The organism is Arcobacter aquimarinus (assembly GCF_013177635.1).
Classification (GTDB): Bacteria; Campylobacterota; Campylobacteria; order Campylobacterales; family Arcobacteraceae; genus Aliarcobacter; species Aliarcobacter aquimarinus.
Map to the genome: position 1 here is coordinate 1047310 of NZ_CP030944.1, position 12149 is coordinate 1059458.

General features: G+C 25.0%; 12 protein-coding genes. 5 read left to right on the top strand and 7 right to left on the bottom strand.

Translation table 11 applies throughout. The features are described from left to right. Positions 1-59: 59 nt before the first annotated feature. Positions 60-938 (bottom strand): RluA family pseudouridine synthase, encoded by an 879-nt coding sequence (locus AAQM_RS05120; RefSeq protein WP_129095405.1) that lies wholly within the window; start codon positions 936-938, stop codon positions 60-62. Positions 939-996: 58 nt separating this feature from the next. Between AAQM_RS05120 and AAQM_RS05125 the strand changes: the two genes are divergently transcribed. From AAQM_RS05125 to AAQM_RS05135, 3 genes are read left to right on the top strand one after another with little or no spacing between them, the layout of a single operon-like run. Further along, on the top strand, positions 997-1476 hold the full coding sequence (locus tag AAQM_RS05125; protein ID WP_129095406.1) for a GreA/GreB family elongation factor: 480 nt from the start codon (positions 997-999) through the stop codon (positions 1474-1476). A 1-nt stretch (position 1477) separates the two neighbouring features. Beyond that, positions 1478-2404 (top strand): class I SAM-dependent methyltransferase, encoded by a 927-nt coding sequence (locus AAQM_RS05130; protein ID WP_129095442.1) that lies wholly within the window; start codon positions 1478-1480, stop codon positions 2402-2404. Between the two features lie 38 nt (positions 2405-2442). Next, on the top strand, positions 2443-3699 hold the full coding sequence (locus AAQM_RS05135) for an L-lactate MFS transporter (protein WP_228254527.1): 1257 nt from the start codon (positions 2443-2445) through the stop codon (positions 3697-3699). 25 nt (positions 3700-3724) lie between these two features. Here AAQM_RS05135 and AAQM_RS05140 read toward each other — a convergent pair whose 3' ends face one another. From AAQM_RS05140 to AAQM_RS05155, 4 genes are all read right to left on the bottom strand, one after another. Then, positions 3725-4393 carry a TVP38/TMEM64 family protein gene (locus AAQM_RS05140; protein ID WP_164967053.1) on the bottom strand — a complete coding sequence of 223 codons (669 nt, stop codon included), beginning with the start codon at positions 4391-4393 and terminating at the stop codon, positions 3725-3727. Positions 4394-4458: 65 nt separating this feature from the next. Beyond that, a complete protein-coding gene (locus AAQM_RS05145) occupies positions 4459-7167 on the bottom strand; it encodes a translocation/assembly module TamB domain-containing protein (protein ID WP_129095408.1) in 2709 nt (902 codons plus the stop codon). Positions 7168-7220: 53 nt separating this feature from the next. Continuing rightward, on the bottom strand, positions 7221-8912 hold the full coding sequence (locus tag AAQM_RS05150) for an autotransporter assembly complex protein TamA (protein WP_129095409.1): 1692 nt from the start codon (positions 8910-8912) through the stop codon (positions 7221-7223). A 12-nt stretch (positions 8913-8924) separates the two neighbouring features. Further along, on the bottom strand, positions 8925-9614 hold the full coding sequence (locus AAQM_RS05155) for an SDR family NAD(P)-dependent oxidoreductase (RefSeq protein ID WP_164967055.1): 690 nt from the start codon (positions 9612-9614) through the stop codon (positions 8925-8927). Between the two features lie 110 nt (positions 9615-9724). Between AAQM_RS05155 and AAQM_RS05160 the strand changes: the two genes are divergently transcribed. Further along, entirely contained in the window at positions 9725-10426 is a 702-nt protein-coding gene (locus AAQM_RS05160; protein WP_129095411.1) for a glutamine amidotransferase, read from the top strand. Here AAQM_RS05160 and AAQM_RS05165 read toward each other — a convergent pair. Further along, complete coding sequence (locus tag AAQM_RS05165; protein WP_129095412.1) at positions 10421-11242, bottom strand: hypothetical protein; 822 nt, start codon at positions 11240-11242, stop codon at positions 10421-10423. The two genes, AAQM_RS05160 and AAQM_RS05165, sit on opposite strands and share 6 nt — an antisense overlap. Positions 11243-11274: 32 nt before the next feature. Between AAQM_RS05165 and AAQM_RS05170 the strand changes: the two genes are divergently transcribed. Next, positions 11275-11427 carry a hypothetical protein gene (locus tag AAQM_RS05170; protein WP_164967056.1) on the top strand — a complete coding sequence of 51 codons (153 nt, stop codon included), beginning with the start codon at positions 11275-11277 and terminating at the stop codon, positions 11425-11427. Between the two features lie 285 nt (positions 11428-11712). On the opposite strand, the gene AAQM_RS05175 is transcribed toward AAQM_RS05170, so the two are convergent. Continuing rightward, the gene (locus AAQM_RS05175) at positions 11713-12147 is read right to left on the bottom strand and encodes an META domain-containing protein (RefSeq protein WP_129095413.1); all 435 of its coding nucleotides are present in this window, start codon (positions 12145-12147) and stop codon (positions 11713-11715) included. Positions 12148-12149 lie beyond the last annotated feature (2 nt).

Consider the following 12149-nt stretch of genomic DNA (forward strand, 5'->3'; position numbering starts at 1 on the left):
TTTTTTTATAGTGAAAAAACTTGGAATTTTAGTTTAAAATAGTGAAATAATTGCTTAATTTATTTGAGTTTTTGTAAAGATTTGAATTTATAAATATTATCTAAAAAAGTAAATTCTAAATAATCAGCTTGCAACATTAATCTTGAAGATTTAGTAACTTTTATTCTCTGTTCTTTTGAAATTTTCTTTTTTAAAAATTCATCAGCAAATTTCTCTTCAACTCCATAAAGTGTATCTCCAATGATTTTATGACCAATTGATTCTAAATGAACTCTTATTTGATGTTGTCTTCCTGTTTGTGGGATTGCTTCTATTTGTGTTTGATTGTTTTTTTCATCATAAAAAATGGGATTTATAAAAGTTTTTGACTCTTTTCCTTTTTCATCAACTCTCATTTTTAGTTTTATTAGTCCATTGTCATTTGTAATTGCAGAGTTTATTTCTATACTATTTGTGATTTTCCCTTCAACTATGGCTTGGTATTTTTTTATATACTCTTTTTCTTCAAACATATTTTTTAAAACCATATCACTAAAAGAATTTTTAGCAACTAAAACTAAACCTGAAGTTTCAGTATCAATTCTGTGAACTAATGAACCTTTTTCTTTATAAAGGTATCTAATTTCATCTAAAAGGGTATAAATATTTAGCTGATGAGAAGAAGGATGAACCATCAAACCACTTGGTTTGTCAAAAATAGCAAAATGAAAAGTTTCAAATATAGGTTTTAATCCTTTTGTTATTGGTTCAAAAATAGTTATATAAATAAATTCTGATTTTAGGACTTGATTTTTTTGGAGTCGAGAGTTTTTTTCATCACTTATTTTGCCTTTTTCTAAAAGTGATAAACTAAGTTTTAAATCTATAGGAAGCTCTTTTAAAAACTCTTCTATTTTAATACCTTTTTTTGTTTTGAACTCTTTTTTAATATACGGCAAAATCTCTCCTAAAAACTACTTTTTTGTGATATTAACAAAAAATCAATATAATTCCACAATGAATAAAGATTTGATTACAAAAAACGGTTATGAAAAAATAGTTAAAGAGTTTAAAGATTTACTAAAAGAGAAATCTTTTTGGGTTAAAGAGAAAGAAATAGCAGCTCAACTTGGTGATAGAAGTGAAAATGCTGAGTATATTGCTGCAAAAGAGCAAATTAGAAACTGCGATAAAAGGCTTAGATTCCTTGATAAAATCATAAATAATAGTGAAGTTATTGATATATCTTTGATTCCACATACAAAAGTAAATTTTGGTTCGAAAGTTGTTTTGGAAGATTTAGATACAAATGAAGAAAAAACTTTTATTATTGTTGGAACTTTTGAAGTAGATATAAATGAAAATAAAATATCAAATAAATCTCCTTTTGGAAGAGCTTTATTAGGCAAAAAAATAGATGATGAGTTTGAATTTGAAATAAACAATAGAGTTTATGAATATAGAGTAATTTCAATACAAGAGTATAATTTTGAATAGTATAAATTTAGAAAAATTGGAAGAGATAATTTTAAAAAATCTTGAAAATAAAACAGAAGAAGCAAAAAGAGTTTTCCACGGAAGAGGAAATTTTTATAAAGATTTTAACTATTTAAGTGTTGATAGTTTAGGAAAAATCTTATTTGCAACTTTTCATGATTTAATAGAAGAGGAAAAAGAGAAAAGTATTATAGAACTTCTCAATAAAATAGCTGTTTTAAAAGAGTTTGATATTTTTATAGTTCAAAGAAAATATAAAAAAGAGGGACTTTTTGAAGCTATAAAAGGGGAAATACCAAAATCTTATGAAGTTATAGAAAATGGTTTGAAATATAAAGTAACTTTTTCAAATAGAAATATTGGAATATTTTTTGATATGAAAAAAGGAAGAGAATTTGTAGCTTCTATTTGTAAAGATAAAAATGTTTTAAATTTATTTTCTTATACTTGTGCTTTTAGTGTAACAGCCATAAATAGTGGTGCAAAACAAGTAGTAAATGTAGATATGGCAAAAGGTGCTTTAACAACTGGAAGAGAAAATCATCATCTAAATAATCTTGATACTAAAAAAGTAAAATTTATGCCTTATGATATTTTGAAATCATGGAGTAGAATAAAAAAATTTGCCCCTTATGATGTGATTGTTATTGATCCGCCAGCTTTTCAAAAAGGAAGTTTTGCTGCTACTAAGGATTATGAAAAGATTATTAGAAGATTGGATGAGTTAGCAAGTGAAAATTGTGTTGTTTTATCAACATTAAATGACCCAATGATAGGAACAGATTTTGTAAAAGAGCAGTTTATCTCTTTTGCTCCTTCTTTTAAATTTGATAGAAGATTGGAAAATTTAGAAGAGTTTAAAGCTTTGGATGAAGAAAAATCATTAAAAAATCTTATATTTATAAAACAAAACTCTAATAAAACTTAGGGTAAAATCCCCGCTTATTTTCTTTGGGGAGTTATATTTTGAAAGTTGAAAAAAACCGTTGGCTTATGGCACTTAGTGCTGTGGGTGTTCATATTTGTATTGGTTCTGTTTATGCTTGGAGTGTTTATGTAAAACCTATTCAAGCTCAAATGAACTGGAATTTAACTGATGTTACAATTGCTTTTAGTATTGCTATTTTCTTTTTGGGATTAAGTGCTGCACTTATGGGAAAATTTGTTGAAAAAAATGGTCCTAGAGTTTCAGCTATAATCGCAGCTTCTTTATTTGGTCTGGGAACTATGGGGTCTGGACTTGCTATTATGATGGAATCAAAGTTATTGTTATATTTCTTTTATGGAGTTTTAGGTGGTTGTGGTTTAGGAATTGGCTATATTTCACCTGTATCAACACTTGTAAAATGGTTTCCTGATAAAAGAGGAATGGCAACAGGACTTGCTATCATGGGATTTGGTTTTGCATCTGCTGTTTGGGGACCAACTATTAAAATCTTGATTGAAGCTGTTGGAATTGCTGGAACATTTTTCATTTTGGGAGCAACTTATTTTGTAGTTATGTTTGCATCTGCACTTTATCTTGAAAAACCGCAAGATGGATATTTACCAAAAAGATTTGAGGAAAAAGTAAAAGCAGGAAAGAAAAAAATCAAAGAGGATTTAGCATTTATAGGTTTAAATGAAGCTATTAAAACTCCTAGATTTTATGGTCTTTGGTTGATGTTATTTATAAACGTAACTTGTGGAATTGCCATTATTGGAGTTGCTTCACCACTTTTACAAGAGGTTTTAGGAATGACAGCAATCGCAGCAGCAGCAGCTGTTGGATTGATGGGAATATTCAATGGAGCAGGGCGACTTATGTGGGCATCATTAAGTGATTATTTAACAAGACCAATTGTATATGTTATATTTTTTGCAACACAAGCGGTTGCTTTTTATATGCTTCCATCAATTACTGAAATTTTAGTTTTCCAAATAGTTTTATATTTTATCATGACTTGTTATGGTGGAGGTTTTGCTTCAATTCCTGCGTATATTGGAGATATTTTTGGAACAAAAGAACTTGGTGCAATTCATGGATATATTTTAACTGCATGGGCAGCAGCTGGACTTGTTGGACCACTGATTATTTCAATGGTAAAAGATGCAACGGGTTCATACTCTCAAACACTTTATGTTTTTGCTGCGTTTTTTGTTGTTGCATTTATAGTTTCTATTGCAATGATTTTTAATATTAAATCTATTCAAAATAAAAATTTAAAACATAAAAAACATTAATAAGAAGTAGGGAAATCCCTTCTTTTTATTGATTTTCTCTCATTGTTTTTCTTTTATCAATTCTCATAAAAATCATCCAAATAAACCAAAAAAGAAGTGTGATTCCAAGTGCTGCATAAATAGCTGGCATTGGATTTTCTAAGTTACTAATAGACCCAGCATAAGTAATAACACACAAATAAGGTATAGTTCCAATAATCCAAGCTGTTAAAAATCTTTTGAAAGACATTTCACAAGCTCCTGCTAGACAAGAAGAGATTTCAGGAAGCATAGGAACTGCTCTTGAAAGAACTATCACTAAAACACCATGTTTGTTAAATAAGTTTGTCATTTCTAGTTTTTGTTCTTCATTTGAAGAGAGTTTATCTAAAACTTTCATCCCATATCTTTTTGATAAAAAATATCCAGTTAATGAAGCACTTAATAGTCCAATAGTTGTATAAAATAAAGCTAATTCAAAACCTATAAAATAACCAGCAAGTATAATAATAGTCATTGTTGGTACGGCAATAAATAAATCAATAAATAAGAAAAATACTATCAAGCCACCTAAAATATATGAAGGTTGAGATTTTAAATTTGCAAAAATCTCTTTTATATCATCAACTGTTAAAACTCCACTAAATTTGATAATAAGTAAAGTAGTTGTAAAAATAGTGGCTAAAATCAAAATAGTTTTTATTAAAAGTTTCATTATATAATCTTTCATTTTTTGGAAATTATAAACATAAAAAGTTAATGAAAATCCTAAAATAAAAACTAATATCTTCTTTTATAAATTAAATCTAAACTTTGTGTATTTTGCTCAAATCCTAACTCAACGTTCCAAAGTTTTGTAAGTTCTCTCATCAAGATTAGTTGTCCACTATCTGATTTATTTTTTAAAACTATTTTACTTTTCTCTGAGATATTTTTACCTACATGAGTTTCTATATATTGGGTTTTTGGGTCATATTGAAAATATACCATATCAAGTCCTAACTCTTTTGCATAATCTTTTGATAACTCATTTAACAAAAATAGTGAAGCTTGTGATTGTTTACTTTGATTATTTTGTGAATTAGATGAAAATTTAGTTCCAAAAATCAAATAAGATAAAATATCTTTTTGGCTCATTATTGGAGTTGAGTGTAGATTTATTCTAGGATAATTTAAAGTTCCTCCAATAACAATAGAGATATCAACATCATTTAATTTATTTAAGGCATGAATATCCAAAATAGGGTCAATTGGATTAAGACCTCTAAAATATATACTTGAATTTTGTATATCGTAAGTTTTACCAAGTTCACTAAAAGTTCCTGATACATCTTGTACAGAACCATATATTTTAATATCTGATGAGAAAGCCTTTTTTAGATATAAAACTGTTGAAGCTTTTAAATCTATATTTTTTACGTTGTAGTTTATGTTATTTCCAAATATAGAGAGTTCTAGTGCTATATCTTCATAAAAAGTATCTTTTTGAATGAACTTTTTATTTTTTGAAACAATTATAATATCCTTATCTTTACTAATACTCATTGCAGGAGCTTGATAAAGTACGGTTAATTTTTCAACTTTTAATTCTCCACCTATTAAAATCTTATTTTCTTCATTTATATCAACAAAAAAATCAGAGTTTAAAAATCCACTTCCATAAGAACTATGTGCTAAAAACAAATCTTTTGTATTTATATTTAGGATTATATTTTTATCATTTTTTGAAGTTTTTATTATGATATTATCAAAAATAAACTCTCCATCAAAACTATCTATATCAAAAGAAGCTCTATTTTTTAGAATAAAGTTTTTTTGTAGATTTATCTCATATATTTCAAAAATATTGAAATTTAACTTATCAAAAAATATCTTGTTTTCCAAAAAATTACCTTTTATAGTGATTTTTTCAATTTTTTCTTTATCTATAGAAATTTTTGGACTATTTATTTCAAAATTAGTGTTTAAATCATCTATGAATATATCAACATCTACTAAACCAGAAAGATTTAAAGTAGAAAAATCTAAGATTTTTGATAACTCTTTTTCTAAATCTTTTAACTCTTTTATTTGGCTTTTTATTTTAGTTTGATTCTCTTTTTTATCTATTTTTACTAAAAAAGATTTGTTTTTTACAGTTGCTTCTAAATTATCATTTTTAGTATTTAAAATAGCATTTGCTAAAAAAGAGTCATTTAAAATCAAGTCACCTTTCAAAGACAGATTTTCATCAAATTCACCTTTTATTTTCCCTTCTATTTTTGAGATTTTTATACTTTTATCAAGTTTATAAAACTCATTTGGATTTAGTTGTTTTATATCTAAGTTAAAAAGAAATTTTTTGAAATCTTTACTTTTTATATCAAATTTAGCAAGTTTTGAATCAAGATTTATCTCTAAACTATCTTTTTTGTAAGAGCTATTTACTGTTATATTTCCTATTGGCTTTAGATTATAATTTTCATATTTTAGATTTTCTAGAGTTGTTTTTGCTTTTATTGAAAGATTTTCTAGATTTTGACTGTTTAGTTTTATCTCTATTTTTGATTTTTGATTTGCAAGGTTTGATTTTAGGTTAAAATCTGCAAGAATATCTATATTCTCCCCATCTATTTTTATATCTCCATTTAATGAAGTATTTTCAATTTTTATAGGAGTTTTATCTATATTTAGTTGATTTGCTTCTATGTTATTTTTAAATTTTATCTCTTTTAGATTTCCTGTAAAGTTTGATTTTAGTTGTAAATCTTTTTGTAAAGCTTCATAAATACTCTTTTTGATAGTTGTTTGTAAATCAATATCAAAAACTGAATTATTTATATCATAGTTTCCATTTAGTGATAAATTTTCAATATTTATTAGTTGATTATCTTGTTTTATTGAAAGTTTTTTATTTTCTGCTTTAAAATTTACTTTATTTAAATCTCCCGTTGCTTGGATATAAAAACTATCAATTAACTCTTTTTTTAAATCAACTTTCGAATTTAGATTATAGTTGCTGTTTTTTAAATCTATTTTTGCTTCAAGATTTGCTAAATTTGATTTGATTTTTGCTTCAAGATTTGTATTTATAGTTTGTTTTAAATCAGAACTTAAATTCTTTGAGCTTACTAAAAGCTCCTCTATTTGGTAATCTTCATAGTTGAAGTTATATAAACTAGCTTCAATATTTTTAACATATAAGGAAAAAGGAATATCAAATTCTTTAGAGTTTTCTTCATTTGTTGATGATAAAGATTCTAAGAACTTCTCTTCTAAAGTTATTTTATTTAATTTTAAATCATAAATAAATATCTCTTTTACAAGTAAAGATAAAAGGCTAGGTTTGATATAAAACTCTTCAACTTTTATCATATCATCATAGTTCAAATCAACTATTTTTATACCTGAATACAAAGTTCCAGCTACCAAACTAAATTTGATAGGGACTTCATGACTTGCATATTCAAATATTTTTTTTGTTACAAAAGTAGAGTGAATCAAAAACAAAAAAGCTGTTAAAAATATAAGTAATAAGGAAAAAAATATAATCTTTAAACTTCTCAAAATGCTTGTCCTATACCTATATGAAACATAAATCCACCCTCATCCAAAGGAAAACCAAAATCAACTCTTAAAGGACCAATAGGTGTATAGTATCTAGCTCCGATACCATAAGAGTGATAAAACTTTTCATTAAATTTATTTGCTTCTAAAGATAACATAGTCGAATCAAAAAAAGTTGCAATTCCTAAATCTTTATAAACATTGTATTCAAACTCAATACTATTATCAATCATAGACAATCCTCCATAAGGATTATCATCAGGGTCTAAAAGTCCAACTTTTTGATAAGCATAACCTCTATTACTATAATCTCCCCCTGCAAAGAAATGTTTAAAAATTGGTAAATCTTTATCAAGTGTTCCTATTTTTGTTTTCATAGAAGTAGTTAATTTGTCAAAACTTTTTATAAATCTCATTTCAGTTAATGTTTTTATATAATCAATCTCACTTGCAAGTGCTTTTGTTCCATTTTCTATATAAAAAGAGAGATAATATCCATTTTTTGGATTTAAAATATCATCTCTTTTATCTAAAACAACTTCATAAAAAAGAGAATTTAAAAGATAGCTTCCACTTTGATACTCTTTTAGACTTGATTCAATTGTTGAATTTTCTGCTAAAAATCCAACTGTATGAGATAAACCAAAAAAATCTTTTGATAATGAAATCTTTTCTTCAATCTTTTTTTGTGTATAACTTTGATAATCCATATCTTCGTATGAAATATCATTGTTAAAAGATAAACCATCAAAATAAAAATATGGATTGTTTATATTATTATAGATATTAAAGCCATCTTGATTTATTTTTGTACCGATTGTGAATTTTTTTAAGTTTCCTAAAAAGTTATCATTTTTATATTGAGCTCTAAATCTAGCTTTTGTATCTGTATCATAACCAATACCATAAGTGGTCTCTCTATATTCACCTTGTATAAGTTTAATATTTATTGGAATAATATCATCTTGTGTGTCTATATTTTGTTCAATTGCTATATATTTATAAATACCAAAATTGTATAAATTTTCATAGGTTTTATCTATTAAAGTTGAGTTGTATTTATCACCTTTTTTAAATTCTATCTCTTTTTGTAAAAATTTTGTATCTACATTTGCATTGTTTTCAATATCTACTTTTCCAAAATATTGAAGATTATTTTTTTCAACTTTGTAAACTATATCAACTTTATATTCATCTATATCCACATAAGCTTTTGCATCAAGTTGTGCTTTTGGATAACCTTGTTCATTTAAATATTTATAAATATTTTTTTTTGAGTTTGTGAAATCTGAAGCATTAAAAAAACTATCTATTTTTAAACCAATTATATTTTTATATTCATCTTCTACATCAATAGAAGATATTTTTATTTGTCTATTTTTTTTTATATTTAAAGTTGCTTTTTCTTCAACTATTTCATAAGTTATATTTGCTTCATAAAACCCTAAACTTTGAGCATATTCTTGTATTGATTCACTACAAATCAAAATATCATATTGGGTAAAAGTAGGATTTTTTTGCCAAATTTTATAAATAGGAGGATATGAAATGTTACATACCTTTTGAAGATTATTTTTAGAAAAATCTCCTAAAACCAAATCAATCTCACCTGTAAAATTAACATCTTTAATCTCTTTAGAAAAAGCACTTAAAGATAAAATAATAAGTATTAAAAATTTTATAAACATGGCATTATAATATCATATTTGTCTTATATCCACATAACTTCCTGATTCAAACTCATTAACTCTAGTTATTAAGTTATCGAGTTTTACAGCTGTTTCATTTGGTGTTTGTACAGTGCCTGTATTTAATTTCTTAGCTGATGGAAAAATATTAGCATCAAGTTCAAATCTAATATAATCAGTCATTGGTGTTTTTATAACTCCAGGAGCAACTGCCAAAATCTTTGTATTTAACATCTCATTTGAATATAAATTTGTAAGCATATTAACACCTGCCTTTGATAAAGAGTATGAACCCCAACCTTTATAGCCATTTTTTGATGCACCTGAAGAGATTAGGATTATATTTTTTACTTCTAAGTTTTTACAAATATCAAGTAGTTCTTTATTTGCATAGACATTTAAACTATAAACTTCATTTAATTCTTTTATACTTAATTCTTCTAAAAGTTTGATTTTCCCTAACATTCCAGCATTTAAAAATATAGTTTCAAAGCTATTTATTTGTAATAATAAAGGATTTAGATTTTCTTTTATTTTTTCAACTTGTGACAAATCAAAACAGATATGAATAAAATCTTTATTTTCTATATTTGGATTTTTTCTACTTATTCCAAAGACTTTAAAACCTTTTTGTAAATAGTAATTTGTCAAAGCTAAACCAAGTCCAGAACTACAACCAGTGATTAAAATATTTTTCTGCAAAACAAAACCTTTTTTTATTTTTTTTATTTTAGTAAAGCTTATATTTTAGACAGTTTATAAACTAAAAAAGTTTTAAAAATAAATATAATTTTTTCTTTATAGGAGACAAAATGAAAAATTTATATATTGTAAAATGTGGAAGTACCTTTGATAGCATAAAAAATGAGTTCAGAGATTTTGAAGATTGGATTATAGATAAACTTGAAGATAAAAATAGAGATATTTATATACTTGATGTTCAAAATGATGAAAATTTACCAACTCTAAAAAAGAATGATGTAGTGATTTTTACAGGTTCTCATAGTATGGTAACAAATGAAGAATCTTGGAGTTTGAAGCTTGAAAGTTGGCTTTTAAACTTGATAAAAGATGAAATTCCGCTTTTATGTATTTGTTATGGACATCAGTTATTAGCTAAAACTCTAGGAGGAGTTTCATCTTATCATGAAAATGGGATGGAAATAGGAACTGTTGATATTTTTTTAGAAGAAAATGCAAAAAATGATGAACTTTTTTCAAAATTAGAAAATAGTTTTAAAGCTCATACAATTCACTCTCAAACGGTGATTGAATTACCAAAAAATGCCGTAAGATTAGCTTTTAACAATCATGATAAAAATCATGCTTTTAGAGTTGGAAGTTGTGCTTGGGGAGTTCAGTTTCATCCTGAATTTGATGAAAATATTATGGATTTATATATAGATGAAGTCTCTAAAAAGAAAGATTTAAATATAAAAGAACTAAAAGAAAATATAAGTAAAACATCTGTTTCTACTTTGGTTTTAAAAGAGTTTGAAAGATTGTTTTTATAAAACAATCTTTCTTAGTAAAACATATAAAATATATAAAAAGACAATTGGTAATAAAATAGTTTGAAATATAAATACAATAATTAAATCAATCATATATTCACTTGAGTTATCAACTGCATTTTTATATTCATCAACTTTTTTTTCATAAAAATTAACATCAAACTTTTCTGTAATTTTGCCAAAAAATGAACTATCTTCTTCTTTTTGTTTAATAGTTTCTTTGTTTATTTTACTTACATTATCTGTAACTCTTAGCATATTTTCATTTAGTGTTTCTATATTATATTGAGGTTTTACAAAGTAGTTATAAGTAATATTATTTACATAACCAATCATAGGAATAGAAAATCTTAAAAATAGTAATACAAAAGTAGTTTTGAAAAATATCGTTCTTAATCTTTCATCATTTGAAAACCTTTTGAATAACCAAATATTAAATACAATAATAAAAGCAAATAAAATATAGTTGAAAATATCATTTGTTACAAAATTTAATAATATTTTTTGAATACCAAGAGAAACTAAACTAGCAAGCATAATAAGAGAAAATTGCTCAACCAAGTCATTGATTGGGTCAAGAATTTGCCCAATAGCAAGCGTGACAAAAGGTAAATCAAGTTCTGTTCCTTGTGCTAGTGAAATCACACCATTTAGTGCTTTTGCACTTCCAAATACTATAATAGCTTGTTTAAAAGCTTCATCTATTAGTTTTTTTGAATTTTCATCAATACTAAAAGAAGTTGCTAAAAATAGGGCAATTAAAGAAAATATAACTAAGAATAGCTTGTTTATGTTGTTTAAAATAAATGTTTTCATAAAATAGATTATACAAAAATAGAGGTAAAGAGATGGAAATAATAATAGTTTTTATGTATATAGTTCTTTTTTTTATAGTTTTGGTTTTGAGTTTTGCAAGTGTGAAGTATTTTATTATTATGTGGAAGTTTAAAAATAGAAAAAAAGATGGTAGTGAAGATGAAGATTTTAAAAGATTTGATTAAAATACATAGAAAATCACAATCGAGATTAATATAATAAATACAGCTAAGAATGCAAGTTCTTCGTTAAAAAATTTCATTTTTTACCTTTTTTATAAATATAATTTTATACTTTAAATAATTATAACAACCAAATGACTCACAAATTACTCTTTTTTCAAAAAAATTAAAAAATTTTTTAAATTATTTTATAATATTTGAGAACTATCGATTTTAAGGGATTTAAATGAAATAAATTTTGCATCAAAAATAGAGATTTTGATGCAAAATATCTATTTATATGAAATATTAGAAAAATATTGCTTTAAATTTTGCTATTTCTTTTTTATTTTCATCAAAGAAAATCATATTTTCTTCTTTTATTTCATAAGTTTTTGTATTTTGAAGCACTTTTGAAAAAGCATCTTCTGTTTTGATATTTGGGCACATCATTTTTGTACTTGCTACACCTTGAAAATTAATACTATTATTTTCTTTTGTGAAACTTCCAAAGAATCTGTTGCATCCTAAGTTTCCAAATACTTTTCCATCTTCTTGAAATTTGATGTGTGGTTCTCTATCAAAAACTTCTATTTCTTTACCATTTAAACTTAAAGCTTTAAAATAAGTGTTTGTAAATGAGACATTTGGTTTTGTAGAATTATTCTCAACTGTTGTAGTGCTACAAGCTGTGAAAAAAATAGCTGAAAACAAAAGTCCTAAAAAAATAATCTTATTTTTCATAA

Excerpts from the sequence above, each read along its gene's own strand:
- AAQM_RS05170 (WP_164967056.1), top strand. The coding sequence starts at position 11,275 with ATGGAAATAATAATAGTTTTTATGTATATAGTTCTTTTTTTTATAGTT.
- AAQM_RS05165 (WP_129095412.1), bottom strand. The coding sequence starts at position 11,242 with ATGAAAACATTTATTTTAAACAACATAAACAAGCTATTCTTAGTTATA.
- AAQM_RS05125 (WP_129095406.1), top strand. The coding sequence starts at position 997 with ATGAATAAAGATTTGATTACAAAAAACGGTTATGAAAAAATAGTTAAA.
- AAQM_RS05160 (WP_129095411.1), top strand. The coding sequence starts at position 9,725 with ATGAAAAATTTATATATTGTAAAATGTGGAAGTACCTTTGATAGCATA.
- AAQM_RS05140 (WP_164967053.1), bottom strand. The coding sequence starts at position 4,393 with ATGAAACTTTTAATAAAAACTATTTTGATTTTAGCCACTATTTTTACA.
- AAQM_RS05175 (WP_129095413.1), bottom strand. The coding sequence starts at position 12,147 with ATGAAAAATAAGATTATTTTTTTAGGACTTTTGTTTTCAGCTATTTTT.
- AAQM_RS05150 (WP_129095409.1), bottom strand. The coding sequence starts at position 8,912 with ATGTTTATAAAATTTTTAATACTTATTATTTTATCTTTAAGTGCTTTT.